General features: G+C 70.7%; 26 protein-coding genes and 1 pseudogene. 9 read left to right on the top strand and 18 right to left on the bottom strand.

Annotated elements, in window-relative coordinates; translation table 11 throughout:
* Nucleotides 1-33: 33 nt before the first annotated feature.
* From ACFWJB_RS04880 to ACFWJB_RS04850, 7 genes are all read right to left on the bottom strand, one after another.
* Complete coding sequence (locus ACFWJB_RS04880; RefSeq protein ID WP_385457890.1) at nt 34-558, bottom strand: GNAT family N-acetyltransferase; 525 nt, start codon at nt 556-558, stop codon at nt 34-36.
* Nucleotides 559-567: 9 nt separating this feature from the next.
* On the bottom strand, nt 568-1,239 hold the full coding sequence (locus tag ACFWJB_RS04875; RefSeq protein ID WP_386920298.1) for a UdgX family uracil-DNA binding protein: 672 nt from the start codon (nt 1,237-1,239) through the stop codon (nt 568-570).
* A gap of 174 nt (nt 1,240-1,413) precedes the next feature.
* The gene (gene mqnE, locus ACFWJB_RS04870; RefSeq protein ID WP_385472713.1) at nt 1,414-2,577 is read right to left on the bottom strand and encodes an aminofutalosine synthase MqnE; all 1,164 of its coding nucleotides are present in this window, start codon (nt 2,575-2,577) and stop codon (nt 1,414-1,416) included.
* A 48-nt stretch (nt 2,578-2,625) separates the two neighbouring features.
* A complete protein-coding gene (locus tag ACFWJB_RS04865; protein WP_385472710.1) occupies nt 2,626-3,081 on the bottom strand; it encodes an Lrp/AsnC family transcriptional regulator in 456 nt (151 codons plus the stop codon).
* A gap of 62 nt (nt 3,082-3,143) precedes the next feature.
* Entirely contained in the window at nt 3,144-3,803 is a 660-nt protein-coding gene (locus ACFWJB_RS04860; protein WP_385472716.1) for a UbiX family flavin prenyltransferase, read from the bottom strand.
* A gap of 55 nt (nt 3,804-3,858) precedes the next feature.
* Nucleotides 3,859-4,764: a menaquinone biosynthesis prenyltransferase MqnP gene (gene mqnP, locus ACFWJB_RS04855; RefSeq protein ID WP_385472707.1), complete on the bottom strand. Its 906-nt coding sequence runs from the start codon at nt 4,762-4,764 to the stop codon at nt 3,859-3,861.
* Nucleotides 4,761-6,218, bottom strand: coding sequence for a menaquinone biosynthesis decarboxylase (locus ACFWJB_RS04850; protein WP_385472705.1), 1,458 nt, complete (start codon nt 6,216-6,218; stop codon nt 4,761-4,763). The genes mqnP and ACFWJB_RS04850 overlap by 4 nt, the downstream gene beginning before the upstream one ends.
* Before the next feature lie 88 nt (nt 6,219-6,306).
* Between ACFWJB_RS04850 and ACFWJB_RS04845 the strand changes: the two genes are divergently transcribed.
* Nucleotides 6,307-6,639 carry a PLD nuclease N-terminal domain-containing protein gene (locus ACFWJB_RS04845; protein WP_385472702.1) on the top strand — a complete coding sequence of 111 codons (333 nt, stop codon included), beginning with the start codon at nt 6,307-6,309 and terminating at the stop codon, nt 6,637-6,639.
* 14 nt (nt 6,640-6,653) lie between these two features.
* On the opposite strand, the gene ACFWJB_RS04840 is transcribed toward ACFWJB_RS04845, so the two are convergent.
* Together ACFWJB_RS04840 and ACFWJB_RS04835 are read right to left on the bottom strand one after the other, a co-directional pair.
* Nucleotides 6,654-8,486 (bottom strand): protein kinase, encoded by a 1,833-nt coding sequence (locus tag ACFWJB_RS04840; RefSeq protein ID WP_386920294.1) that lies wholly within the window; start codon nt 8,484-8,486, stop codon nt 6,654-6,656.
* A 142-nt stretch (nt 8,487-8,628) separates the two neighbouring features.
* On the bottom strand, nt 8,629-9,246 hold the full coding sequence (locus ACFWJB_RS04835) for a hypothetical protein (protein ID WP_383146767.1): 618 nt from the start codon (nt 9,244-9,246) through the stop codon (nt 8,629-8,631).
* A 137-nt stretch (nt 9,247-9,383) separates the two neighbouring features.
* Here ACFWJB_RS04835 and ACFWJB_RS04830 point away from each other — a divergent pair, with 137 nt between their 5' ends.
* Complete coding sequence (locus ACFWJB_RS04830; protein ID WP_386920291.1) at nt 9,384-9,983, top strand: TetR/AcrR family transcriptional regulator; 600 nt, start codon at nt 9,384-9,386, stop codon at nt 9,981-9,983.
* Between the two features lie 127 nt (nt 9,984-10,110).
* Here ACFWJB_RS04830 and ccsB read toward each other — a convergent pair whose 3' ends face one another.
* The 7 genes from ccsB to hemL all read right to left on the bottom strand — a co-directional run bounded on the left by ccsB (nt 10,111) and on the right by hemL (nt 17,887).
* The gene (ccsB, locus tag ACFWJB_RS04825) at nt 10,111-11,238 is read right to left on the bottom strand and encodes a c-type cytochrome biogenesis protein CcsB (RefSeq protein ID WP_385468566.1); all 1,128 of its coding nucleotides are present in this window, start codon (nt 11,236-11,238) and stop codon (nt 10,111-10,113) included.
* Nucleotides 11,235-12,959 (bottom strand): cytochrome c biogenesis protein ResB, encoded by a 1,725-nt coding sequence (locus ACFWJB_RS04820; protein ID WP_386920289.1) that lies wholly within the window; start codon nt 12,957-12,959, stop codon nt 11,235-11,237. Before ACFWJB_RS04820 ends, ccsB begins: the two co-directional genes overlap by 4 nt.
* Before the next feature lie 3 nt (nt 12,960-12,962).
* Nucleotides 12,963-13,736, bottom strand: a complete 774-nt coding sequence (locus ACFWJB_RS04815) for a cytochrome c biogenesis CcdA family protein (protein WP_386920287.1) — start codon at nt 13,734-13,736, stop codon at nt 12,963-12,965.
* A 1-nt stretch (nt 13,737) separates the two neighbouring features.
* A complete protein-coding gene (locus tag ACFWJB_RS04810) occupies nt 13,738-14,394 on the bottom strand; it encodes a TlpA family protein disulfide reductase (RefSeq protein ID WP_386920285.1) in 657 nt (218 codons plus the stop codon).
* Nucleotides 14,395-14,460: 66 nt separating this feature from the next.
* Nucleotides 14,461-15,759: a hypothetical protein gene (locus tag ACFWJB_RS04805; RefSeq protein WP_385468579.1), complete on the bottom strand. Its 1,299-nt coding sequence runs from the start codon at nt 15,757-15,759 to the stop codon at nt 14,461-14,463.
* A 122-nt stretch (nt 15,760-15,881) separates the two neighbouring features.
* On the bottom strand, nt 15,882-16,529 hold the full coding sequence (locus ACFWJB_RS04800) for a histidine phosphatase family protein (protein ID WP_385468637.1): 648 nt from the start codon (nt 16,527-16,529) through the stop codon (nt 15,882-15,884).
* Between the two features lie 41 nt (nt 16,530-16,570).
* Nucleotides 16,571-17,887: a glutamate-1-semialdehyde 2,1-aminomutase gene (gene hemL / locus ACFWJB_RS04795; RefSeq protein WP_385468582.1), complete on the bottom strand. Its 1,317-nt coding sequence runs from the start codon at nt 17,885-17,887 to the stop codon at nt 16,571-16,573.
* Between the two features lie 316 nt (nt 17,888-18,203).
* On the opposite strand from hemL, the gene ACFWJB_RS04790 reads away from it, so the two are divergent.
* Nucleotides 18,204-18,839, top strand: coding sequence for a hypothetical protein (locus ACFWJB_RS04790; RefSeq protein WP_385468585.1), 636 nt, complete (start codon nt 18,204-18,206; stop codon nt 18,837-18,839).
* A 77-nt stretch (nt 18,840-18,916) separates the two neighbouring features.
* Here ACFWJB_RS04790 and ACFWJB_RS04785 read toward each other — a convergent pair.
* Both ACFWJB_RS04785 and ACFWJB_RS04780 read right to left on the bottom strand, forming a co-directional pair.
* A pseudogene (locus ACFWJB_RS04785) lies at nt 18,917-19,952 on the bottom strand (tyrosine-type recombinase/integrase); the annotation flags it as partial.
* 1 nt (nt 19,953) lies between these two features.
* On the bottom strand, nt 19,954-20,208 hold the full coding sequence (locus tag ACFWJB_RS04780) for a helix-turn-helix domain-containing protein (protein WP_385468588.1): 255 nt from the start codon (nt 20,206-20,208) through the stop codon (nt 19,954-19,956).
* A 349-nt stretch (nt 20,209-20,557) separates the two neighbouring features.
* On the opposite strand from ACFWJB_RS04780, the gene ACFWJB_RS04775 reads away from it, so the two are divergent.
* The 6 genes from ACFWJB_RS04775 (at nt 20,558) to ACFWJB_RS04750 (ending at nt 26,084) form a co-directional block, all read left to right on the top strand.
* Nucleotides 20,558-21,220 carry an urease subunit gamma gene (locus ACFWJB_RS04775; RefSeq protein ID WP_386920282.1) on the top strand — a complete coding sequence of 221 codons (663 nt, stop codon included), beginning with the start codon at nt 20,558-20,560 and terminating at the stop codon, nt 21,218-21,220.
* Nucleotides 21,204-23,042, top strand: a complete 1,839-nt coding sequence (locus ACFWJB_RS04770) for an urease subunit alpha (protein WP_386920280.1) — start codon at nt 21,204-21,206, stop codon at nt 23,040-23,042. The genes ACFWJB_RS04775 and ACFWJB_RS04770 overlap by 17 nt, the downstream gene beginning before the upstream one ends.
* Before the next feature lie 97 nt (nt 23,043-23,139).
* Nucleotides 23,140-23,814, top strand: a complete 675-nt coding sequence (locus ACFWJB_RS04765) for an urease accessory protein UreF (protein WP_385468597.1) — start codon at nt 23,140-23,142, stop codon at nt 23,812-23,814.
* 29 nt (nt 23,815-23,843) lie between these two features.
* Nucleotides 23,844-24,542 (top strand): urease accessory protein UreG, encoded by a 699-nt coding sequence (gene ureG / locus ACFWJB_RS04760; protein ID WP_385468600.1) that lies wholly within the window; start codon nt 23,844-23,846, stop codon nt 24,540-24,542.
* A complete protein-coding gene (locus ACFWJB_RS04755) occupies nt 24,539-25,447 on the top strand; it encodes an urease accessory protein UreD (RefSeq protein WP_386920277.1) in 909 nt (302 codons plus the stop codon). The genes ureG and ACFWJB_RS04755 overlap by 4 nt, the downstream gene beginning before the upstream one ends.
* Before the next feature lie 40 nt (nt 25,448-25,487).
* Entirely contained in the window at nt 25,488-26,084 is a 597-nt protein-coding gene (locus tag ACFWJB_RS04750) for an isochorismatase family protein (protein WP_386920275.1), read from the top strand.
* The last annotated feature ends 311 nt before the right edge of the window (nt 26,085-26,395 follow it).

Here is a 26,395-nt window from a genome sequence, read left to right as displayed (position 1 = left end):
CGGGGCCGGGGCGCCACAGCCGGGGTGCCGCGCTCAGGTCAGGGGCAGCAGCATCGTGATGTCGTCGCGGTCGTCGCCCGGTGCGACCCGGATCGCGCCGGGCACCCGGCCGACCTCCTTGTAGCCGCAGGACTCGTAGAAGCGTTCCAGGCCGAGGCCGCCCCGGCAGGTGAGGCGGATCGCCTCGATGCCGTCGCGGGCGCGGGCCGCGTCGGCGGCGGCGGCCATCAGGTCCCGGCCGTAGCCCCGGCCCTGGTGGCGGGGGTGGATCATCACCGTGTAGAGCCACAGCCAGTGGGTCATCAGCCGGTGGGTATTGAGGGTGAGGAACGCGGTGGCGGCCACGCGCCCGTCCTCGTCGTGGCCGACGAGGAGCCGGGTGCGGCCCTCGGCCATGGCCACCATGTGCTTGACCAGCTCGGGGCGGATGTCCTCCCGGGTCACCGGCGGGACGAAGCCGACGGAGCCGCCGGCGTTGGACACGTCGGTCCACAGGTCGAGGACGCCGTCGCGCAGCTCGGTGGTGAGGGCGGGGTCTGACGTGAAAGTAAGGGACACAGGCCCATACTAGCTATTACTCTTCCGGTGGCGGGACGTGCGTCGGGACAGGGCCCGCGCGGCCACCTCCAGGTCGGCGACCAGGCCCCGGTAGGCGCCCTCCCGGTCGTCCGCCCGCAGCACCGCCGAGGGGTGGACGGTGGGCACCAGTGTCTCGGGCCGCCCGTGGATCTCCTCCTCCAGCACGGTGCCACGCACCTGCGTGACCCGGAACGAGGAGCCGAGCAGTGCCTTGCCGGCCGTGGCGCCGAGCACCACGATCAGCTCGGGTCGCACCCGGGCCAGTTCGGCGGCGAGCCACGGTCCGCACGCCGTCGTCTCGCGCAGCGTGGGCGACTTGTGGATGCGGCGCTTGCGCGGTTCGGCCCGGGTGAACTTGAAGTGCTTGACGGCGTTGGTGACGTAGGCGTCCGCCGGGTCCAGGCCGGCGTCGGCCAGCGCCCGGTCGAGGAGTTTCCCGGCGGGGCCGACGAAGGGCCTGCCCTCCCGGTCCTCCTGGTCACCGGGCTGCTCGCCGACGAGCATGACGCGGGCGTCCGCCCTGCCGGCGCCGAAGACGGTCTGCGTGGCGTCCCGGTGCAGGGGGCAGCCGCGGCAGCCGGCGGCGGCTTCGCGGAGGGCGGTCAGACTGCCGCCCTCCGGGACGAAGGGTTCGGCGGTGTAGTCGTCCTCGGTGGCCATGGGGTGGGGGTACCCGCCGTGGCCGGTTCGGATCCGGTCGGGTGCGGGGGGGTCCGTGGCTGGTCGCGCAGGTCCCCGCGCCCTTTCAGGAGGCTCCGTGGACGTGCCCCGAAGGGGCGGGGGGAACTGCGCGACCAGCCGCCGCTCACCCGCGGCCGACGGACGACCGCACCTTCACACCCGCATCGGCTGCGGCGACTCCCGGCGCGCCGGGTCGGGGCCCTCGTACTCCCGGAGGATCTCGTAGCGGGTGTTCCGCTCCACCGGCCGGAACCCGGCGTCGCGGATCAGGTCGAGCAGGTCCTCGCGGGTCAGCTTGTTCGGCGTGCCGAAGTCGTCCGCGTCGTGCGTGATCTTGTACTCGACGACCGACCCGTCCATGTCGTCCGCACCGTGCTGGAGCGCCAGCTGCGCGGTCTGGACGCCGTGCATGACCCAGAACACCTTCACGTGCGGGACGTTGTCGAACAGCAGCCGCGACACCGCGAAGGTCTTCAGGGCCTCCGCACCGGTCGCCATCTGCGTCCGGGCCTGGAGCCGGTTCCTGACCTTCCCGTCCTTCATGTCCACGAAGTCGTGCTGGTAGCGCAGCGGGATGAAGACCTGGAAGCCGCCCGTCTCGTCCTGGAGCTCGCGCAGCCGCAGCACGTGGTCCACGCGGTGGCGGGGCTCCTCGATGTGGCCGTAGAGCATGGTGCACGGGGTCTTGAGCCCCTTCTCGTGCGCCAGGCGGTGGATGCGCGACCAGTCCTCCCAGTGGGTGCGGTGGTCGACGATGTGCTGCCGCACCTCCCAGTCGAAGATCTCGGCGCCGCCGCCGGTCAGGGACTCCAGGCCGGCGTCGATCAGCTCGTCGAGGATGTCGGAGGCGGACATCCCGGAGATGGTCTCGAAGTGGTGGATCTCGGTGGCCGTGAACGCCTTCAGCGACACGTTCGGCAGCGCGGCCTTCAGTTCCCTGAGCGAGCGCGGGTAGTAGCGCCACGGCAGGTTCGGGTGCAGCCCGTTGACGATGTGCAGCTCGGTGAGGTTCTCGCCCTCCATCGCCTTGGCGAGCTTCACGGCCTCCTCGATGCGCATCGTGTACGCGTCCTTCTCCCCCGGCTTGCGCTGGAAGGAGCAGTAGGCGCAGGACGCCGTGCACACGTTGGTCATGTTGAGGTGCCGGTTGACGTTGAAGTGGACGACGTCGCCGTTCTTCCGCGTCCGCACCTCGTGCGCGAGGCCGCCGAGCCAGGCCAGGTCGTCCGACTCGTACAGCGCGATGCCGTCCTCGCGGGTCAGGCGGACGCCCGCCCGTACCTTCTCCTCCAGCTCGCGCTTGAGCCCGGCGTCCATGCGTTACCTCTTTCTCCGGCAGACTCCGTAAACCGTACGCCCAGCGCCTCAGACCTCTTCGGGCAGCTCGCCCACCCGGTTCTCCCACTTGGTGGAGAGCACGATGGTGGTGCGGGTCCGGGAGACGCCCTTCGTCCCGGACAGCCGGCGGATGATGCTCTCCAGGCCGTCCACGTCGGCCGCGCGCACCTTGAGCATGTAGGAGTCGTCGCCGGCGATGAACCAGCAGTCCTCGATCTCCCGCAGGTCCCTCAGCCGCTGCGCGACGTCCTCGTGGTCGGCGGCGTCGGAGAGCGAGACGCCGATCAGGGCGGTGACGCCGAGGCCGAGCGACGCGGAGTCGACGGTGGCCCGGTAGCCGGTGATGACTCCGGCCGCCTCCAGCCGGTTGATGCGGTCGGTGACGCTGGGTCCCGACAGTCCGACGAGGCGCCCCAGCTCCGCGTAGGAGGCCCGGCCGTTCTCCCTCAGGGCCTGGATGAGCTGCCTGTCCACCGCGTCCATGCGATCGAAGCCTTCCGCTGAAGAGGTCTGAAGATACGTGTGGGGGGAGGTGGTGCTCGTGCTCAGGCGGTGGGGCGCGACCCTCCGCCGAGTTCGCCGCGCCAGCGGCGGTACAGGCCGTGTCCGACGCCCGCCGCGTCGAGGACGCGTCCGGCGACGAAGTCCACCAGGTCCTGGATGTGCGTCGCGCCCGCGTAGAAGGCCGGGGACGCGGGCACCACGGTCGCCCCCGCGTCGTCCAGGCTCACCATGTGACGCAGCGTCCGGCCGTCCAGCGGGGTCTCCCGTACGGCCACGACCAGCTTGCGCCCCTCCTTCAGGGTCACGCTCGCCGCCCGCTGCAGCAGGTCCTTCGACAGTCCCAGCGCGACCCCGGCCACGCAGGCCGTGGACGCGGGCACGATCAGCATGCCCCGGGTGGGGTACGAGCCCGAGGACGGCCCGGCCGCGAGGTCGCCCGCGCTCCAGTGCCGTACCCGGTCGCCGTCGAGGTCGACGTCGAAGGTGTCCGGCTTGCCGTCGGCTCCGCGGGCCAGCCACTCGCGCAGGTCCTGCTGCCAGTGGGCGTCGCGGAAGGAGATGCCGGTCTCGTCGAGCAGGGTGAGCCGCGAGGCCCGGCTGACCACCAGGTCGACGCTCTCGCCTGCCGCGAGCAGTGCTCGCAGGACGGCCGCCGCGTACGGCGTACCGGATGCCCCCGACACCCCCACGATCCAAGGCACGCGCTGCGTCTGTCCTGGCTTCATGATGTCGAGCCTAGCCGTAGGCTCCGAGTATTCAGACCGTGAGGCCCCGAACCAGCAGATCCAGCAGGGCGCACACGAACAGGGCGATGCCGATGAAGCCGTTGACGCTGAAGAACGCCCTGTTCAGGCGGGACAGGTCGTGCGGCTTGACGATCGTGTGCTCGTAGACGAAGGCACCGGCGACGATCAGCAGGCCCAGCCAGAAGAAGGCACCGGCGCCGGTGGCGACGGCGTACCAGGCGAACAGGGCCGTGGTGACGGTGTGGCAGGCGCGGGCGCCCCAGATGGCAGCGGGGATGCCGAAGCGGGCCGGGACCGACTTCACGCCGACCCTCCGGTCGGTCTCGACGTCCTGGCAGGCGTAGATCAGGTCGAAGCCGCCGATCCAGATGCCCACCGCGAGGCCGAGGATCACGGCTTCCCAGGACCAGCTGCCGCTGATGGCCAGCCAGCCGCCGACCGGGCCCATGGCCTGGGCGAGTCCGAGGATGGCCTGCGGGAAGTTCGTGAACCGCTTGCCGTACGGGTACACCACCATCGGGATCACCGCGACGGGCGCGAGGGCCAGGCAGAGCGGGTTGAGCAGGGCCGCCGCGCCGAGGAAGACGACGAGGGCGACGAACGCGCCGGTCCAGGCGTGCCGGACGGACATCGCGCCGGTGACCAGCTCGCGGTGCGCGGTGCGCGGGTTGCGGGCGTCGATCTCGCGGTCGATGATCCGGTTGACGGCCATCGCGAAGGTGCGCAGGCCGACCATGGCGACGGTGACCAGGAGCAGCCGGCCCCAGTGGATGTTCTCGTCCCACTCGTACATCGCCGTCAGGGCGGCGATGTAGGCGAAGGGCAGCGCGAACACCGAGTGCTCGATCATCACCAGGCGCAGGAACGCCTTGGTGCGCCCCGGCTGCTGCGGTAGCGCGGCGGAAGCCGACGTCACAGTCCGTACTCCTTCCAGCGGCGGTCGACCTTCGCCGCCGTATCCGGGTCGGACAGCACCATGTCCGGCCAGCCCCCGTCGCGCGTGTACCCCTCCTCGGGCAGCTTCCTCGTCGCGTCGATGCCCGCCTTGCCGCCCCAGAACTGCTGGTAGGAGGCGTGGTCGAGATGGTCGACGGGGCCCTCCACGACGGTGAGGTCACGGGCGTAGTCGGTGTTGCCGAGCGCGCGCCAGGCGACCTCGTGCAGGTCGTGGACGTCGCAGTCGGAGTCGACGACCACGATCAGCTTGGTCAGGGACATCATGTGCGCGCCCCAGATGGCGTGCATCACCTTCTGGGCGTGTTTGGGGTACTTCTTGTCGATCGACACGATCGCACAGTTGTGGAAGCCGCCCGCCTCCGGGAGGTGGTAGTCCACGATGTCCGGGACGATGATCTTCAGCAGCGGGAGGAAGAACCGCTCGGTCGCGCGGCCCAGCGGGCCGTCCTCCGTCGGGGGCCGCCCGACGACGATCGACTGGAGCAGCGGGCGCCGGCGCATCGTCACGCAGTCGATCGTCAGGGCCGGGAAGGGCTCCTGCGGCGTGTAGAAGCCGGTGTGGTCGCCGAAGGGGCCCTCGGGCAGCATCTCGCCGGGCTCCAGCCAGCCCTCCAGCACCACCTCGGCGTTGGCCGGGACCTGGAGCGGCACGGTCTTGCAGTCGACCATCTCGATCCGCTTGCCCTGCACGAAGCCGGCGAAGAGGTACTCGTCGATGTCGCCGGGCAGCGGCGCGGTGGAGGCGTAGGTCACGGCGGGCGGGCAGCCGAAGGCGATGGCCACGGGCAGGCGCTCGCCGCGCCGGGCCGCCACCTGGTAGTGGTTGCGGCTGTCCTTGTGGATCTGCCAGTGCATGCCGATGGTGCGCTTGTCGTGGCGCTGGAGCCGGTACAGGCCCAGGTTGCGGATGCCCGTCTCCGGGTCCTTGGTGTGGGTGAGGCCCAGGTTGAAGAAGGAGCCGCCGTCGTCGGGCCACGTGAACAGGGCGGGCAGCCGCTCCAGGTCCACGTCGTCGCCGTGCAGGACGACCTCCTGCACCGGCGCGCTGTCGGACTTCACCTTCTTCGGCGGCACGTGGGCCATCGCGCCGAGCTTCCCGAACGCCTCGCGCATCCCGACGAAGCCCTGCGGCAGCTCGGGGCGCAGCAGCCCGCCGATCTTGTCGGAGATGTCGCCGTACGACTTCAGGCCGAGGGCCTTGAGCAGGCGCCGGTCGGTCCCGAAGACGTTCATGGCCAGCGGCATCGCCGAGCCCTTCACGTTCTCGAAGAGCAGGGCGGGGCCGCCGGCCTTGTTCACCCGGTCGACGATCTCCCCGACCTCCAGGTAGGGATCCACCTCGGCCTTGATGCGCTTGAGGTCGCCCTCGCGCTCAAGCGCCCTGAGCAGGGAGCGAAGATCGTCGTAAGCCATGCGGTCCAGTATCCCCGAGCGGCTACGCTGGCCCTGTACCTGGGGGCCGTGACGCGTCCCCGCCCACCGCTTCCGCTGGAGAGGCCCCATGCTCCGGGTGCTGATGTTCCTCGTGCCACTGGCGTTGAGCGTCTACGCGTTCATCGACTGCATCAGCACGAAGGACGAGGACATCCGTCACATGCCCAAGCCGTTGTGGGCGATCCTCGTTCTGCTGTTCCCGATGGTCGGCTCGATCTCGTGGCTGATCGCCGGCAAGAAGCGGCATCCCGCGGGCGCGGGCGGCTCCGCGTGGGGCGGGGGCGGCGGCCGGCAGCGGTGGGTGGCCCCGGACGACAACCCCGAGTTCCTGAAGTCGCTGGACGACGACCAGGACAAGGACGACAGGCCGGGGGACGGCGACCGCGGCGGCGCCGGCTGACCCTCCCCCGCGCGTCAGCTCCTGGTCCAGCTCTGGCTCGCCGTCCCCTCGCACACCCGCACCATGACCAGGCCGCTCGGCCGGGAGTGCTCCAGGCACCTGCCGGTCTTCGCGAGGACCACGGTGCCGCCCGGGCCGAGGCGCCACTCCTGGGCGTCGTCCGTGCCACAGGTGCCGCTGTGCATCGAGCCGTAGGCGGACAGGCAGTTGCCGGACGCCCCGTGCACGATCCGGTAGGTGCCGGACGAGGCGCCGCGCAGGCTCCAGTCGGCCGCCCCGGTGGTGCAGTCGCCCATGGAGACGTTGCCGTAACCGGCCTGCGTGGAAGCGGTGAGGCACCGCCCGCTCGACCCGTTGCGCAGGGTGCCGCCGCCCGTCGAGGGGGCCTCGGTCGCCGTGTCCGGGGCGGGGTCGTCAGCGCCGCCACCGCCACCGCCGCCGTCGCCGCTGGTGCCGCTGGTGCCGTCGCCCGCGTCGTCGTTCGCGGCCGGGCCGCCGTCGCCCTTCGCGCCTGCCTCGTCCGCGGCCCGGTCCGCGCCTGCCGCCCCGGGCGCGGTCGCCGATTCCTTCGTCCCGGCCTCCGGTGACTTCGAGCCGGAGGCGCCGGTGGACGGCGACGCCTTCGCGGAGGGGCCGGCCGTCCCCGACGGCGCAACGACGGCGGAGGCCGTGACCGGGGCGGACGGGGCGGATCCCGACGCGTCGCCGGCGTCGGTGACGTGGGGCAGGAGCTGGAAGGCGAGGGTCGTGCCGGTCGCGACGACCACGACGGGGACGAACACGGGCAGGATCCGGCGGCGGCGCTCCTTCCGGGACGCCGCGGGCTTCTGCTCCGGCACCGCCGCGGGCTTCCGGCCCTCCGCCTCCAGGTCCGGTTCCGTCGCGGGTCCGGCCGCCGGAAGGTCCCCCGGATCCGGTGTGCGCGCCGCGAAGGCGGCCCGTTCGGACAGCCGCCCGGTGATGGCCTCCGGCCACAGGGGCGGCGTGAACGGCCCGTGCCGTTCGGCGAGTTCGACCAGTTCGGCGGCGCTCGGGCGGCCCTCGAAGTCCTTGTCGAGGCAGGCCGCGACGACGTCGGCGAGGTCGGGGTCCAGGTCACGCAGGGCGCCGAGGTCGGGTTCCTCGTGCACGATGCGGTAGAGCACCGCGTGCCCGGACTCGTCGCCGAAGGGCGGCCGGCCGCTCGCCGCGTACGCGAGCACCGAGCCGAGCGCGAAGACGTCGACGGCGCCGGTCGACCGCCGGGCACCGGAGGCCTGTTCGGGTGACATGTAGGCGGGGGTGCCCACCACCATGCCGGTCCGGGTGACCTGGCTCTGCTCGGCGGCGCGGGCCACGCCGAAGTCGATGAGGGTGAGGCCGTCGAGGGTGAGCATCACGTTGGACGGCTTGAGGTCCCGGTGCACCATGTCCAGCGCGTGCACCGCGGCCAGCCCGGCGGCGGCCTCCCGCAGCAGCAGCCACAGCGCCTCGGCCGGCAGCGGGCCGTCGTGCGCGTCGAGGGCCTCGGTCAGCGTGAGCCCCGGGACGTAGGCGGTGGCGAACCACGGGGGCCGGGCGTCGCGGTCGCCCGCCAGCAGCGGGGCGGTGGCCTTCTCGGGCAGGCGCGCGAGGTTGTCGAGTTCGTGTCCGAAGCGGCGCAGGAAGTCCCGGTCCTCGGCGACGATCGACGGCAGGAGCTGCTTGACGGCGGTGTACCGCCCCTCGTGGAATCCGAGGTAGACCCGGCCCATGCCGCCGGCTCCCAGCCGCCCGAGCAGGGGGATCGGTCCGATCCGCCGCGGGTCCCCGTCCTCCAGTGGCTCGGCTCCGCTGCCCTCGAGGCGGAATCCGGCTTCCCCGTTCACTCTCTCCCCGTTCACCGACCGACCGGACCGGACCCGTGGCCGTACGTTCCCCCCCGGGCCGTACGGACGGACACGGGTCCGGTCGAGGGGCCAGTCTGTACCACGGCGGCCCCGAATTGAAAGGTGCTTCTAGAAACTAATTTCATCTCCGCGCGTACGAGCCGAGCCCCACGAGGCAGTACACGTACTCGTTGATCGCTGTTCCGTTCAGGGTATAGCGGTAGGAGAAGGCGTACTCCGTACGGGAGTTGGCGTTGCACTCGTTCAGGTCGGACGTCATGGGGAAGGTCTGGATCACCTGGTAGTGGGCGTCGGACGCCGAGCAGTCGACCTCCTCCACGTCGTCCACCTCCTGCGCGGTGGTGGAGTCGGGCAGCGTTCCGTTGAGGCAGGTGCCGGAGACGTAGGGGTCGGGGGCCTCCGTCTCGGGGGCGTAGGGGTCCTCGGTGAACGGGTTCTCGTCCACCGGCTCGTCGTCCACCGGCTCCTCGTCGGCCGGTTCGTCGTCGGCCGGTTCCTCGGTGTACGGGTCCTCGGTCTCGGGGTCGTCGGCGTACGGATCCTCGCTGTACGGATCCTCGCTGTACGGGTCCTCGGCGTCGGTGCCGTAGGAGGAGCCGGCCGACCCGGCGGAGGAACCGCCGCCGTCGCACCCGGTGGCCGACAGGGCGAGCAGCACGGCCACGGCGGCGGCCGCGGCCCCCCTCACCCGGGTGGCGCCGCCCGGCCTGAACACGGTGGGGATCTCTGATCCAGACATGCGCCCAGTGTGCTCGCCGACACCGCCCAACCGGAGCGCTTTTCTAGAAAGGTGCTCTAGAATTTCACAGACGGAGGACCAGCCGGAACGTTGCTTTACCCTGGTCGTTCACGGTCCCAGCAGAGAACGGTCGCCTCATGAGCCCCAAGCAACAACGTGGTGAGGCCACTGTCGAACTGCTACTGGACGCCGCACTGCGGGTCTACGGCGAGGCGGGCGAGCAGGGCCTGACCGTCAGCGCCGTCACCAAGGCCAGCGGCGTGAGTCTGGGCAGCCTCTACCACCACTTCGGCAGCGTCGACGGCCTCGTCGACGCGCTGCTGATGCGGTGGCTGGAACGGCTGCTGGGCGAGATGGTCACCGCGCTGGAACGTTCACGCACCGCCCGGACCGGCGTCCGTGCCCTCGTGCGCGCCTACCTGTCCTTCGTCCGGGAGCACCCGGAGGCGGGCCGGCTCCTGCACTCCTCCCGTGCCGACCATCTCGGCATGGCCCAGGCCAAGCAGCTCCGCGACGCCCAGGAGGCCAGGCTGACGCCGCTGGCCGAGTGGCTCCGGCGGTACGTCGACAAGGGTGAACTCGCGCCCCTCACCCCCGCGCTGATCGAGACCCTCGTCCTCGGCCCCGTCATCGGCGCGGCCCGCCGCTGGCTGACCCTCGGCGACATCGACCTGGACGAGGCCGCACGCGTCCTGCCGGACCGCATCTGGCGCTCGGTGAGCGCGGACGGGGCCTGAACGTCGGGCGGCCGCGACGCCCCTTACGGCGGCCTCCTCGCGGGGCCCCGGGGCGGGTTCGCGGACGGGTGTGACGAAGGCCGGCCCCCGCGATCCAGGTCGCGGGGGCCGGCCTTCGGCGGTGGGGTCAGAAGCCGGCCGACTGGAGCATGCCCAGGCCGACGTCGGCGTAGGAGTGCTTGCCGGAGACGAAGATGTTCACGCCGTAGTAGTTGAACAGCCAGCAGGCGAACGCCGCCAGGGCCAGGTAGGCGGCCTTGCGGCCCTTCCAGCCGGCCGTAGCGCGGGCGTGCAGGTAGCAGGCGTAGGCGACCCAGGTGATGAAGGACCAGACCTCCTTGGGGTCCCAGCCCCAGTAGCGGCCCCAGGCGTCGCCCGCCCAGATGGCGCCCGCGATGATCGTGAACGTCCACAGCGGGAAGACGGCGGCGTTGACGCGGTACGCGAACTTGTCGAGGGACGCGGCGGCGGGCAGCCGGTCCAGGACGGAGTTGGCGAAGCGGCCGGGGGTGCCACCGGTGGCCAGCTTGTTCTCGAACGAGTCCTTGAACAGGTACAGGATCGTGGCGACGGCACCGACGTAGAAGACCGCGCCGCAGAAGATCGCCGTCGAGACGTGGATGTACAGCCAGTACGAGTGCAGCGCCGGGACGAGCTGGTCGCTCGCGGTGTACAGGACGGTGACGGCCAGACCGAGGTCCAGCAGGACCGTGGTGGCCAGCGGCAGGCCGAGCCAGCGGATGTTCTTCTTCAGCGCGAGCAGCACGAGGTACACGCCGACGGCGACCGTCGTGAACGTGATGTTGAACTCGTACATGTTGCCCCACGGCGCCCGCTTCACCGACAGGGCCCGCGCGAGCACGCCGCCGGCCTCGATGGCGAAGGCGAGCACGGTGAGCGAGACGGCGATGCGGCCGTAGAGGTCGCCCTTCTCCGTGCCGCCGTGGGCACCCGGCCCGTCGGGCACGTCACGGGAGCCGGAGGCGGCCCGCACGACGACCTTCGGGCGCTCCAGGACGGCGGTGCCGCCGGCCTTCTTCACGGTGACGGCCGGTGCGTCCTTCGCCTCGGCCGTGGCGGTGAGCGCGGCGGCCGTGCGGCCGACCTTGCTGCGGCTGCCGAAGAGCCACTCGGCGATGTGGGCGAAGAAGGCCAGGGTGTAGACGGCCATCGCGGAGTAGATGAGCGTGTTGCTCAGGTTCGCGAGATGCTCGTTGGCCGCGACGGCCAACTCTGTTGCGGCGGCGAGAGTCACTTCTCAGCCCCTTCGGCAGGTACGACTCGGGGATCGGGGGTTTCGGGACCGGCTTCGGCGTCCGGGGCACCGGGCGCCTGCTCGTACAGGATCCCGGCCAGCTCGCCGAGTTCCTCGGGCACCTTCGCGGACTCGCTGCGGCCGAGGCCGGCCATCTCGACGACCGTGACGCCGTCGGCACCGCGGACGGCCCGCACCCAGACGCGGCGGCGCTGGATGAACAGGGAACCGGCGAGTCCGAGGATGGCGACGACGGCACCGCCGAGCGCCCAGCCGCTGGCGGGCTGCCGGGTGACCTGGAAGTTGGCCCATTCCTGGACGCCGTCGAAGGTCACGGTGCCGGCGCCGTTCGGCAGGGTCATGGTGTCGCCGATGGCGAGCCGCTTCGCGAAAGGCTTGCCGTCGGCGTCCTTGTACTGCGTCATCTTGCGGGTGTCGAGCTGGTAGATGCTCTTGGGGATGCCCGCGTCCACGCCGAGGTCGCCGTGGTACGCGTTCAGCGCGAGACGCGGGTTCAGCAGGCCCGGGAACTGGGAGAACATCGTGCCCTGGCCCTCGCCGGCGAAGGTCGGCACGAACACGGCGGAGAAGCCGAGCTGGGTCTTGACGCCCTTGGCGTCGGTGTAGCCGTCGCGGACCATGATGGCGCCGGAGGAGGTGACGTTGGAGTCCTGCGGCAGCAGCGCGGTCGCTTCGTGGTCCATGACGACCTTGCCCGCGCCGTCCTTGACGGTGACGATCGGCGCGTAGCCGTGGGCGGTGAGGTAGACCTTCGAGCCGTCGATCTCCAGGGGCTCGTTGACCTTGATGGTGGTCGGCCTGTCCTTGCCGTAGGCGCCCTCGCTGTAGGTGATCTTGGCCTCGTAGACGCGGGGGGTGCCGCGGTTGGGGCCGGTCGCCTCGTAGGTGCCGTGGAAGTCCTTGAGCGTGAAGCTGAAGGGGGCCAGGTCGTGGTCCGCGTCGAACAGGTTGCCGGACTTGAAGTCGTCGTACTGGGTGAGCGTGTTGGAGAAGCCGTCGCCCTCCAGGATCAGCTTGTTGCCCTCGTACTTGAACAACTGGCCCCACGCGAACGCGACCAGCATCACGATCAGCGCGATGTGGAAGGCCAGGTTGCCGGCCTCGCGCACGTATCCCTTCTCGGCGGCCACCGCGTCGCCGACGACGTGGGCGCGGAAGCGGCGCTTCTTCAGCAGCGCGAGCGCGGCCTCGCGGACCTCGTCGGGCTCGGCGCCGGTGCGCCACGTGGTGTGGGCGGGCAGCCGGTTCAGGCGCCGGGGGGCACCGGGCGGGCGGCCACGGAGCTGGCCCACGAACTGCCAGGTGCGCGGGACGATGCAGCCGATGAGGGAGACGAACAGCAGGATGTAGATCGCGGAGAACCACACCGAGCTGTAGACATGGAAGAGGCCGAGCTTGTCGTAGACGGGCCCGAGGATGTCGTGGCTGTCGCGGAACGCCTGGGCCTTCATGGCGTCGACGCCGTCCTGAGGGATCAGTGACCCGGGGATGGCGCCCAGCGACAGCAGCAGGAGCAGCAGCAGCGCCACCCGCATCGAGGTGAGCTGCCGCCAGAACCAGCGCAGCCAGCCGGTCACCCCGAGGGAGGGGAGGTTCGGGGCGTCCTCCTGGGGGGCGGTGGAGAGCTGGGAGCCGGCGGCGCCGAGTTCCTGGTCCTCGCCGCCCGGCGTCGTGGGCGTGTCCGTCGTGGTGTTGCTCATCGGTCAGATCCCCACAGTGAAGCCGTTGGACCAGGTCTGCATGTCCTGCACGATGCTGTCCCACGCACCTGTGAGCAGGAGCAGACCGGTCGCGATCATCATGACGCCGCCGATCCGCATCACCCACACATAATGGCGCTTGATCCAGCCGAACGCGCCGAGCGCCTTGCGGAAGGCTACGGCGGCGAGGACGAAGGGAACGCCGAGGCCGAGGCAGTAGGCGACGGTCAGTATGGCGCCGCGGCCGGCGGTGCCCTGCTGGGAGGAGAGGATCAGCACGGAGGAGAGGGTCGGGCCGATGCAGGGCGTCCAGCCGATGCCGAACAGGGCGCCGAGTACGGGGGCGCCGACCAGGCCGTTCACCGGCTTCTTGTGGAAGCGGAACTCGCGCTGGGTGAGCCAGGGCATCAGACCCATGAAGAACACGCCCATGAGGATCATGAACGCGCCCAGGACGGTGGTGAGTACGCCCCGGTTCTCCTGGAGCGTCTGGCCGAAGTAGCCGAACAGCGCGCCGCTGGAGACGAAGACGGCGGTGAAGCCGAGGACGAAGAGGGAGGCACCGGTCACCATGCGTCCGCGCCGAGCGTCACCGAGGTCGCTGCCGGTGACCCCGGTCACGTAGGAGAGGTAACCGGGGACGAGGGGCAGGACGCAGGGCGAGAAGAAGGAGACGAGCCCGCCGAGCAGGGCGATGGGCAGGGCCACCAGCAGGGCGCCGTTGAGCACGGTGCCGTTGTTGCCCGCCGCCTCGGCGAGGGTGATCGCTGCCGACACGTCACTTCTCCGGCTTGGCGTCGGCGGATCCGTCGGCGAGGTAGGGGGCGAGCATCGCGTGCAGCTTCTCCTCGCTGAGTGCCTGGAGGGTGCGCGCGGCGACCTTGCCGTCCCGGTCGATGATGAGCGTGGAGGGCACGGCCTGGGGGTTGAGGGTGCCCTTCTCGAAGCGGAGCATCAGCCGGCCGGCCGGGTCGTACAGGCTCGGGTAGCTGACGCCGAACTCCTTCTCGAAGGCGCGGGCCGGGCCGGGCGAGGTGTCGCGGGTGTTGATGCCGATGAACTGGACGCCCTGGTCCTTGACGTCCTGGTAGACCTTCTCGAAGTTCTTGGCCTCGGCCCGGCAGGGCGGGCACCAGGAGCCCCACACGTTGATGACGACGATCTTGCCCTTGTAGTCGGCGACGTCGACCTGCCCGCCGTCGACGGTCTTGCCGGACAGCTCGGGGGCGTCCGCCCGCTCACCCTCCTTGGCGGTGGAGATGCCGTCCGAGCCGGTGATGAAGCCGGTCTGGCCGCCACCGCCGGACGTCCCTCCCGAGCTGCACGCGGACACGAGCAGCGCGGCCACGGCTGCGCCGGTGGTCAGGGCGGCGCGACGGCGGACGCGGGCGGCGGTGCGGTTCGAGCGCAGGAAGGCGCGGCTGGCGGCACTCATGTGAAAAGTTTCGCATGTCCGTTCCGGGGATCTTGCGCACCCCCCTCACGGGCGGAAACCCGCATTTCAGGCGGCGTTTCCGGTGGGTGTCGCGCCTCCGGTGGACGTGTCCTTGAGGAAGGCGTTCCAGCCGCCGGCGGGCCGCTGCCCGACCTCGACCGTACGGAGCCTGGCGAGCACCTCGGGCTTCTGCACGTCCAGCCAGTCGGTGAACTGGCGGAAGGAGACGAGCCGGATGTCCCCGCCCTTCTCCTTCTCCCGCGCGATGTGCTCGAGGGCGTTCTCGACGGCGTCCATGTAGATGCCGCCGTTCCACTCCTCGAAGTGGTTGCCGACGAAGAACGGTGCCCGGTTCGACTCGTATGCCCGCCTGAAGCCCGATATGTACGACTGGGTGGCCTGGTCGCGCCAGCCCGGGTAGTTGTGGGGCGGGGCCTTGGTCGAGTTGACCGACTGGTTGGCGAGGATGTTGTAGTCCATCGAGAGGACCTCGAAGGAGTGGCCGGGGAAGGGTATCTGCTGCAACGGCAGGTCCCAGATGCCGTCCTTCTTCACCGGCCACACCTGCCGGCCGCCGGGCGAGGAGGCGTCGTAGCGCCAGCCGAGCTCGCGGGCGGTGGGCAGCAGGCTGTCCTGGCCGAGCAGGCAGGGCGTGCGGCCGCCGACGAGTTCCTTGTCGTAGTCGAAGGGGAGGGACGGCAGGTCGGTCCAGCCGCTGTTGGTCCGCCACTCCTTCACGAAGGACCTGGCCTGGTCGATCTCGCTGCGCCACTGCGCCGGGGTCCAGTTGCCGACCGTGCCGCTGCCGCCGCAGAAGTGGCCGTTGAAGTGGGTGCCTATCTCGTGGCCGTCCAGCCAGGCCCGGCGGACGTTCTTCAGCGTCTCCTTGATGTGGGCGTCGGTGAGGTAGCCGATGTCCGAGGCGCCGCGCGGGTTGTTGGGCGGGTCGTAGAGGCGCTTCTTCGACTCGGGCAGCAGGTACAGCCCCGAGAGGAAGAAGGTCATGTGCGCGCCGTGCTTCCGGGCGAGGTCGAGGAAGCGCGGGAAGAGCCCGTTGCCGACCTCGCCCGCGCCGTCCCAGGAGAAGACGACGAACTGCGGCGGGGTCTCACCGGGCTCCAGCGGCACGGGCGCGTCGGGCTGGTGCGGCTGCTTCCCGGTGTACGACGTGGAGCCGTCGCCGATGGGGCGCGCCGGGGGCGCGCTGCTCCGGGACGGCGAGGGGCGCCCGCCGGAACCGCCGGCCTGGTGCGAGCCGTCCGTCGATGAGTGGGAGCCGCAGCCCGCGAGCCCGGCGGCCGCCGCGGCGCCCGCGCCGAGTCCGAGCATCCCCCTGCGGGTGAGAGTGCGGGTGGAAGTGCGCATCGCAACCTCGTTCGTCACGTCCTCTGGTGGTCACTCGGTCAGAGGACGCGACGAACGGGCCGGTTCCGGATATGTGTGCGGATTCCGTAACGAGGTTCGCGCGGCGCGGGCCTGCGTGTCCCTCAGGCCCCGAAGGCCTTGCCCTGTCCCTTCACCGGCTTGGCCCCCGCGAGGAGGTGGGCCGGCACGAGGTCACGGGCGGGCTCGGTGTAACCCACGGACACGATCCGGTCGCCCCGGAACGTGAACGTCGTCAGGGACGCCAGCGTGCACTGCCGCTTGCGCGGGTCGTGCCACAGCCGCCGCCGCTCGACGTAGGACCGCAGGATCCAGATCGGCAGCTGGTGGCTGACGACGACGGCCTCGTGGCCGCGCGCCTGGTCCTTGGCGGCGTTCAGCGCGCCCATCATCCGCACCACCTGGTCGACGTACGGCTCGCCCCAGGACGGCTTGAACGGGTTGACGACGTGCTTCCAGTTGGCGGGCCGGCGCAGTGCGCCGTCGCCGATGCCGAAGGTCTTGCCCTGGAAGACGTTCTCGGCCTCGATGAGCCGCTCGTCGGTGCCGAGGTCCAGACCGTGCGCCTTGGCGATCGGCGTCGCCGTCTCCTGCGCCCGCTCCAGCGGGGAGGCCACGACGTAGGTGACGTCACGGGGGGCGAGGTGCTCGGCGACCCGGTCGGCCATGCGCCGGCCCAGCTCGGAGAGGTGGTAGCCGGGCAGCCGGCCGTAGAGCACGCCGGTCGGGTTCTCGACCTCGCCGTGCCGCATCACGTGGACGACGGTCAGTTCGTCGTTCCGGTCCCCGGCGCTCACGCGGTCGCCTCCGCAGCCGCGCGGGCCGCCGCCGGGAGGGCGTCGGCGATGCGCTGGACGGCCCGCTCGTCGTGGGCCGTGGACACGAACCAGGACTCGAAGGAGGACGGCGGCAGATAGACGCCGTTCGCGAGCAGCGAGTGGAAGAACGCGGTGAAGCGGAAGGACTCCTGCGCCTTGGCGTCCTCGTAGTTCCGCACGGGGCCGTCGGTGAAGAAGACGGAGAACATGTTGGAGGCGGTCTGCACCGTGTGCGCGACGCCCTCCTTGGCCAGCGCCTCGGTGACGAGGCCCTGGATCTGCTCCGACACCGCGTTGACCTTGGTGTACGCCGCGTCGTCGAGGAGCCGCAGCTGCGCGAGGCCGGCGGCGGTGGCGACCGGGTTCCCGGACAGGGTGCCGGCCTGGTAGACGGGCCCGGCCGGGGCGAGGTGCGCCATGACGTCGGCGCGCCCGCCGAACGCGGCGGCGGGGAACCCACCCCCCATGACCTTGCCGAAGGTCATCAGGTCGGGGACGACGCCCTCGACGCCGTACCAGCCGGCCCTGCTGGTGCGGAAGCCGGTCATCACCTCGTCGGAGACGAACAGCGCGCCGTTCGCGGCGCAGGCGTCCTTGAGCCCCTGGTTGAAGCCGGGCAGCGGCGGCACGACGCCCATGTTGCCGGGCGACGCCTCGGTGATCACGCAGGCGATCTCGCCGGGGTGGGCGGCGAAGGCGGCGTGCACGGCGTCGAGGTCGTTGTAAGGCAGGACGATCGTGTCGCTCGCCTGCGCGCCGGTGACGCCCGGGGTGTCGGGCAGCGCGAACGTGGCGACGCCGGAGCCCGCCGCGGCGAGCAGCGAGTCGACGTGGCCGTGGTAGCACCCGGCGAACTTGATCACCTTGGTGCGCCGCGTGAACCCGCGGGCGAGCCGGATGGCCGACATGGTGGCCTCGGTCCCGCTGGAGACGAGCCGCACCTGCTCCAGCGGCGCGACCCGCTCGACCATCGCCTCCGCGAGGGCGACCTCGCCCTCGGCGGGCGTGCCGAAGGACGTCCCGCGCGCGACCGCCTCCTGCACGGCGGCGACCACCTCGGGGTGCGCGTGCCCGAGGATCATCGGACCCCAGGAGCAGACGAGGTCGACGTACTCCCGCCCGTCCGCGTCCGTCAGGTACGGCCCGGTGCCGGACACCATGAACCGGGGGGTGCCGCCGACGGCGCCGAACGCCCGCACCGGCGAGTTCACACCACCGGGCGTGACGACCGCCGCGCGGTCGAACAGAGCCTGCGAGGCCGGTGCTTCATATGGATATGCCAGTTCGCTCATGACCTGCGACTTCTCCGACCTTCTCGACCTTCTCCGACTTCTCGGACCCTGCTCCGGCTCTGGTTGCCCAGGGTGACCTCATTCAGGGTAGACAACCCGCCCGAACGCCGCGCCGTCTGCCAGACTGGAGCCCGTCCACGCAGTTCATGCGGGCGGCGCGGACAGGGGCGGCCGGCTCCCGCGGGCATATGACGGCCGGATGACGCCCATATGTTCACCGCACGTTTCGGCGCGCGGCCGTGGGGGAGGTCACTGACACGATGATCGGGTTGCGCGGCGGGGGTCACGCGTCCTAGAAAAGCAGTCGGGTGGAGATATGCATCGCGGTGGCGGACTGGGCGAGGGGACCGACGACCTGGGTCCTCGACGTGCCCGGCGGGGAAGGCACCGACGCGACGCGGAGGGTACGGCCGAAGCACGCGAGACACGTCAGGCACACGGTGCGCCGAGCGAGCCCGACCGGACCGACCGACGGGGCGGCCGGCTCGGGGCGGGGAGCGGGAATGGTGGTCGGGTGGGGGTGACGTACAAGTATTTCGGCGCGCCCGACGGCGCGACCGCGGCCCGCGTCCCGATCTCGATGCGCCCCGAGGAACTCGGCGGCGACGAGCTCGGGATGAACGGCATGTTCACCAAGATCAAGCCGGAGACCATGGCGGCGATGGTCCTCACCGGCATCGAGGGCGTGCCCCTGCACAAGGTGCCCCCGCTGGAACTGGTCGTCCTGCACCCCGACTACGCGGTGGTGAAGCTGCCGATGACCGTCGTCGACCCGCTGCGCGGCATCGGCGAGGAGGCGGTCGGCGCGGCGGCCTTCATCTGGTCGACGGTCCCGGACCGGGGCGGCCCGCGGGACGCGTTCAACGTGTACCAGCTGCTGCACGAGTGGCAGGACTTCTCGCACCGGCTGCACGAGGCGGGGCATCAGCCTTATTGCTTGGTATGGCCCTGAGCTGGGGTTTCGTGGGGTGTGGGCGGGGTCTTCGGGCCTCGCCCTTTCCAGTGCCGGGGAGGGGCCGTCACGCGGCCAGGGCACATTGGTTTTGCCGGGGGCGGTGATGCGCCCTGGGGCTCTCCGGTTTCCGGCGGCTCCGGGCCGGTGAAGGCATCGTCGATCGCCTTGCGGGTCCGGCTCTCGCTGGACGGCAGCAGGTGTGTGTACGTCCGGAGCGTGAAGCCCGGGCCCGAGTGGCCGAGGTACCCGGAGAGCGCCTTGATGCTCTCCCCCGCATCCAGAAGCACGGAGGCGTACGCATGCCGGAGGGCGTGCATGCCGTCCTCCGGGGCCGCCTGGAGACACCTCGCCCCGCGCTCGCGGGGAGGGATCACGCCGGCGACGACCAGATCCGGTTGCCCTTGGGCAGAGCGAAAACCGGCTTCGTGCCGACGAGCCGCACCTGGCGGTTGACGTGGATCCAGCCGCCTCTGAAGTCGATGTCCTCGACGGCGAAGCCGAAGACCTCCCCTTGACGCAGGCCGCACCCGATGGCGAGCTTGCCGCCTGCCTGGAAGCGCTCGGGCAGCCCGGCGATGACGGCACGCACACGATCCAGGGACCATGTGACGATCTTCTTCTTGGTCGCGGTCGGCAGCTTGACCGACTTCGACTTGCACGGGTTCTTCGGCAGAAGCCGCCGTCCTGCAGCGCGCGAATCCAGCCCTGAATGACCGAGGGCTTGTTCAGGGACCGCAGCTCGCGCCGGCCGAGGTGGGCGACGATGTGGTTGCGGACGGTGGCCTCGTAGCGGAGGGCAGTGGTCAGGCCTACCGAGTTCGCGGCGAGCCACTTCTGGGCGTAGGCGCCGAGCGTCTGCTTCGTCTCGGCGGGAACGACGTAGCTGCCGCTCCGGATCTCGACGTCGACCTCAGCCGCCGGCTTGTCGGCTTCGGCCCTCGTGTGGAAGTTCTCCGTGCGCTGGTGGCTGTCCAGGTCTCGGTACCGGACCTGCCAGCGCTTATCGATCCCGTGGTCAGAGGTCGGGACCATCCGCCGGGTGCGGCTCTTGTGCTCGCTGCACTGGGTCTCGTCCGGTTTGGGACGGGACTTGTGCCAGCGGTCGTACACGTCAGCCAAGGAGGGCCCCCTGGGCACGGCAGCAGAGGTCTGCTTCGGTGCGGCGAGGGTGGGCGGGGCAGACCCCGGCCGGCAGCAGAGCCGTCGCACGAACACCGAGGGCTTCGGCGATCACGACGAGGTCGTCGATGTCGCAACGTCGATGGGCGCGCTCGGTGCGGCTGAGCGCGGTGTTGGTCATCGGGCGGCCGATCGCGGTGCAGTGGGCAGCCAGTTGATGCTGGGTGAGGCCGAGCGCCAGCCGCATGCGCTCGATAGCGCGGGCGGTGTGCAAGCCGGCGGGGCCTATTTCGAGAGGTCGAGTTGCCATAACAGGTTTACCGAGTACCACCAGGCCAGCGCCCCGCCGCGTTCAATCGACCGTGGGCCGTACCTACGAAGCAACCGATGCCTTCTCACCCTGCACGCGGGCGTTGCGCCCCGCATGCGCCCTGTGCCCCCGGTTCACTCCATCAGGGCTGACCTGTGCGTTTCCATGCCTATGGGTTCTCTCCTCTCCCAGGATCTGTCTGCGGCAGGTACGGCGGGAGGCATCTTCTTTCCGCTTCGCGGTCTCGCCGCGTGGGTGTAGCGACCACCAGGAGAGGGGGACCAGCGTGCATCTGACACCGCACGAGCAGGAACGTCTGTTGATCCACGTGGCGGCCGATGTCGCCCAGCGGCGGCGTGAACGCGGTCTGCTGTTGAACTATCCCGAAGTCATGGCGCTGTTGACGGCGCATGTCTTCGAGGAGGCGCGGGCCGGGGCGACGGTCGACGCGGTGATGGAGTCCGGGCGCCATGTGCTGAAGCGCAGCGAGGTCATGGACGGCGTGCCGGAGATGGTCGACAACGTCCAGGTCGAGGCGACGTTCCCGGACGGCACGAAGCTGGTGACCATCAGCAAGCCGTTCGATGAGGCGTCCACCAAGGTGGACGTCCATCCCGGCAAGCCGGAACTGCTGCCGGACGAGGACGAACACCGGGTGGCCTTCAACGACGGCGCGACGCCCGTGCCGCTGGTCGTGCGCAACCCCAGGGACCGCCCGGTCCAGGTGGGATCCCACTTCCACTTCGCCGAGGCCAACGAGGGACTCAAGTTCCGTCGCGAGGCGGCCCACGGCATGCGGCTGCACATCCCGTCCGGCACTTCCGAACGGTTCGAGCCCGGTGACAAGCGCACCGTAATGCTCGTGCCGATCGCCGGCGAGCGGATCGTCCACGGGCTCCAGGCCGACAAGAGCGAAGAGGAGAAGCACCTCGATGCCGGACAGGACTGAGAAGGACAAGCCCTGGGACCCGCTGCTGCGTTCCCGGTACGCCGACCTGTACGGGCCGACCGCCGGCGACCGGATCAGGCTGGCCGACACCAATCTCGTCCTGCGCATCGAGGCGGACTGGTGCGGTGGGCCGGGGCGCAGCGGCGACGAGATGGTCTTCGGCGGCGGCAAGGTGATCCGTGAGTCGATGGGCCAGTCACACATCCCTCGCGACGACCCCCGCGAGCCGGTGGACACCGTGATCACCGGTGCGCTGATCCTGGATCACTGGGGCGTCGTCAAGGCCGACGTCGGGCTGCGTGACGGCCGTATCCGGGCCATCGGCAAGGCGTACAACCCGGAGACCATGACGCCGCGCCCCAACGACGACCCTCGCGGCTCGGACTTCGTCGTGGGGCCCGAGACGGAGGTGATCTCCGGCAAGGGGCGCATCCTGACCGCGGGCGGCGTCGACACCCACGTGCACTTCCTCTGCCCAAACCAGATCCACGAGGCGGTGGCGTCGGGCGTGACGACACTGATCGGTGGCGGAACCGGCCCGGCCGAGGGCAGCACGGCCACCACCGTGACGCCGGGCAAGTGGCACATCCAGCGGACCTTCGAGGCGCTGGACGCCTTCCCGGTGAACATCGGCCTGCTTGCCAAGGGCAGCACCGTCTCGAAGAAGGCTCTGCACGACCAGGTCGCGGCCGGCGCGCTCGGCTTGAAGATCCACGAGGACTGGGGTGCCACCCCGGCGGTGATCGACGCCGCGCTGACGGTGTGCGAGGAGACCGGTGTCCAGGTCGCGCTGCACGCCGACTCGCTGAACGAGGCCGGCTTCGTGCAGAGCACCTTCGCCGCGACCAAGAAAGACCGTAAGTCCAAGAAGGCCAAGTACCGCAGCCTGCACATCTTCCACATCGAGGGCGCCGGCGGTGGCCACGCCCCCGACATGATCAGCCTCGCTGGTAAGCCCAACGTACTGCCCGCGTCGACGAACCCGACCCGGCCCTTCACGGTCAACACCGTCAAGGAGCACGTCGACATGATGATCGTGTGCCATCACCTCAATCCGGAGGTTGAGGCGGACATGGCGTTCGCCGACTCCCGGATCCGGCCCTCCACCATGGCCGCCGAGGACCTGCTGCACGACATGGGCGCCATCTCGATGATGTCCTCCGACGCCCAGGCCATGGGCCGCATCGGCGAGATGATCATGCGGACCTGGCAGACGGCGCACGTCATGAAGTCCCGTTACGGCCACCTGCGCGAGGATGACGCGCACGCGGACAACTTCCGTGCCCGCCGCTACGTCGCCAAGTACACGATCAACCCGGCCATCACCCACGGCATCGACCACGAGGTCGGCTCCGTCGAGACCGGCAAACTCGCCGACCTGGTGCTGTGGGAGCCGAAGTTCTTCGGTATCAAGCCGCACATGGTCATCAAGGGCGGCCAGATCTCCTACGCCCAGATCGGCGACGCCAACGCCTCCATCCCCACCCCGCAGCCCTACCTCCCGCGCCCCGTCTGGGGCTTTGAGGGCCGCGCCCCGGCGGCGAACTCCTTCAACTTCGTGGCCGAGGCCGCCTTGGATGGTGAACTCGCCGAGATCGGGCTGCTCAAGCCCCTGCGCGCGATCCGCTCCACCCGGGAGGTCACCAAGGCCGACATGGTCCACAACAACGGCGTTCCGAAGATCGACATCGACCCCGACACCTTCGACGTCACCATCGGCGGCGCCACCACCTCCGACGTCCGTACCACGGTCGACGGGCAGGAAGTCGGACGGAACTACGCCACCGAGCTGCCCCTGGCACAGCGGTACTTCCTCTTCTGACCACCCCGGCTTCTGATTCCGACCACCACGGCCGGGCCCGGTCACACCCGGGCGACCGACTCCGGCACCTCCTCGCGAAAGGCGGTCCCGCCGCCCCATGAGCCGCACTGCCCTGCTCGTCCTGGCCGACGGCCGCTTCCCCGCCGGCGGGCACGCCCATTCCGGCGGGATGGAGGCCGCCGTCGCCTCCGGCCGGGTCCATGACACCGCGAGCCTGGAGGCGTTCTGCCGGGGGCGGCTGCACACCGCAGGACTGGTCGCGGCCGGCCTCGCCGCAGCCGCCGCCGACGGACACGACGCCCTCACCCTGGACGAGGCCGCCGACACCCGCACCCCTGTACCGGCACTGCGCCACATCTCACGCCGCCTGGGCCGGCAACTGATGCGCGCGGCCCGGGCCACCTGGCCCAGCACCGACCTCGACCACCTCGCCCGCCACCGACCCCAGGGCGCCCACCAGCCGGTCGTGCTCGGCGTCACCGCACGCGCCGCCGGGCTCACTTCACTCGACGCCGCACAGGCCGCCGCCTACGAAAGCGTGGGCGGTCCGGCGACCGCCGCGGTACGCCTGCTGAGCCTCGACCCCTTCGACGCCACCGGCGTACTGGCGCGACTCGCCGACGAACTCGACACCGTCGCCGGCACCGCGACCGACGCGGCGGGGCGGGCGATGACCGAGGGGCTCACCGCCCTTCCCGCCGCCTCCGCTCCCCTGCTGGACATCACCGGTGAGCAGCACGCCGCCTGGACCGTCCGGCTCTTCGCCTCCTGACCAGCCCTGACCGTTGCCTGGAGCATCCCGTGCATCTCGACCACCCCGTGACCATGCCGCACCGCCACACCCACAGCGCCGAACCACTGCTCGCCGACGGCAGCCGCCGCGCCCTGCGCATCGGCTTCGGCGGACCCGTCGGCTCGGGCAAGACCGCGACCGTGGCCGCACTGTGCCGCACCCTGCGCGACCGGCTGTCCATCGCCGTGGTCACCAACGACATCTACACCCAGGAGGACGCCGCCTTCCTGCGCCGCGAGGCCGTCCTGCCGCCCGAGCGGATCACCGCCGTGGAGACCGGAGCCTGCCCGCACACCGCCATCCGCGACGACATCTCCGCCAACCTCGAAGCCGTCGAGGAACTCGAGCAGACCCTGCACCCGCTCGACCTGATCCTCATCGAGTCCGGCGGAGACAACCTCACCGCGACCTTCTCCCGCGGACTCGTCGACACCCAGGTCTTCGTCATCGACGTGGCCAGCGGCGACGACATCCCCCGTAAGGGCGGCCCCGGCATCACTACCGCCGACCTCCTCGTGGTCAACAAGACCGACCTGGCCCCCTACGTCGGCGTCGACCTGGACACCATGAGGGCCGACACCCGCAGGCAGCGCAACGACCTGCCGTACGCCTTCACCAGCCTCACCAGCACCGACGGCGTCCAGCCGGTCGCCGACTGGGTCGCCGGCTGCCTCGCCACCTGGCACGCCGACGGATCCACCCGGTGAACATCACCCCCGTGCAGACGCCGACCGTGATCGGTTCGCCGGTCGGCGCACCCCTCCGCGCCGACGGCGGAGCGCACGGCCGGCGCTCCGCCGAACCCTCCACTGCACACCCGTCCGGAGTCACAGCCACCGCCCGCATCCGGGCCGCCCACAACGGCCGCGCCACGACGGTCCCCCTCCTCCACAGCGACGGTCCCTTCCACCTGCGCCGGCTCCGGGCCCGCGAAGAGCAGGCGCGTGTCTGCGTACTCGGCGCGATGAGCGCGCCGCTCGGCGGAGACCGGCTCGCCCTCGACATCACCGCCGAGACACGCGCCCGGCTGGAGGTGACCGGCGCAGCCGCCACCATCGCCCTGCGCGGCCCCACCACCGCACCGGCGACGTACGACGTACGGATCAGGGTGGACGACGATGCGTCCCTGCATTGGCTGCCCGAGCCCCTGATCAGTACCCGGGGCAGTACCCTGCACCAGACGTTCGCCGTCGACCTCGCCCCCACCTCCCGCCTGCTCATGCGGGAGGAACAGCTCCTGGGCCGCTCGGGCGAGGCGCCGGGCCACCTCACCACCCGCCTGACCGTCCGCCGCGGCGGACGACCGCTCCTCGACCAGCAGACCGCCTACGGCTACCCGGCACCGGCGTGGGACGGCCCCGCCGTCCTCGGACCCCACCGGGCGACCGGGCAGCTCCTCCTGATCGACACGACGCTGGACATGCCCCAGAAGCCGCACGTCATCGGCGACGACCCGGCAGAGGGACACGCCGTACTGGCCCCTCTCGCCGACCCCCAGGCCCTCATCGCCACCGCCGTCGCCCCGACACCGGCCCAGCTGCGCTACCTCCTGGACACCGCCCTCGCCTACGTCTACGAGACGCCGCGGCCCGAAGCCGAAGGTAGGCAGTAGATCCGTGAACGACGTGAACGCCGAACCGAAGGACAGGAACATGCGACGAGCACTGATCGTGGTGGACGTGCAGAACGACTTCTGCGAGGGCGGCAGTGTCGCCGTGGCAGGTGGCACCGAGATCGCCGTGAAGGTGCGTGACCTGGTCGAGCGCGCGGCGGAGGCCGGGTACCAGCACGTCGTGGCAACCCGCGACCACCACATCGACCCCGGGGACCATTTCTCCGACACCCCCGACTTCAAGACCTCCTGGCCCGTGCACTGCGTGGCCGGCACCCAAGGCTCCGACTTCCACCCGGACTTCCTCCCCGCCGTACACGCCGGAGCCGTCGATGCCGTCTTCTACAAGGGCGCCTACGAGGCTGCCTACAGCGGTTTCGAAGGCGCCACCGAAGACGGGACGGGGATGACCGCGTGGCTGCGGGAGCAGGGCGTCACGGCCGTGGACGTCGTCGGAATCGCCACCGACCACTGCGTGAAGGCCACCGCCCTGGACGCCACCGCAGCGGGATTCACCACCCGAGTCCTGCTAGACCTGACCGCCGGCGTGAACCACGACACGATCGAGCAGGCCCGCGACGAACTCCGGCGAGCGGGGGTCGAACTGACCGGCACGCCGGTGGTCGCAGAGGCTTAGCGACAGCGCGAGGGCACATCCAGGGCACATGAGCCTGGAAATCAGCGTTGCCCGGTGAGAACTACGGAGACATGGTTGCGCAGGTCAGCTCGTTCTTCGCTGATACTCCCCAGGTCAGCGCCCCGCCTCCTCCAATCGCTGCACGAGTGGCAGGACTTCAGCCCCCGGCTGCACGAGGCGGGGCATCAGCCGTACTGCCTGGTGTGGCCCTGAGCCGCGATTTCACTGGGCGGCGGAAGGTTCGCCACGTCAGGCAGCGGGCGGGTAGAGCGGCAGCGGGGCCGCGACCGTTCCCCTGTTCCGGTCGCGGC

Origin of the sequence: Streptomyces sp. NPDC127100 (assembly GCF_042724095.1) — a bacterium.
In the GTDB taxonomy this organism is placed as follows: Bacteria; Actinomycetota; Actinomycetes; order Streptomycetales; family Streptomycetaceae; genus Streptomyces.
Note: the sequence above shows the minus strand (reverse complement) of the source record. Positions and strands in the feature narration are given on the sequence as shown.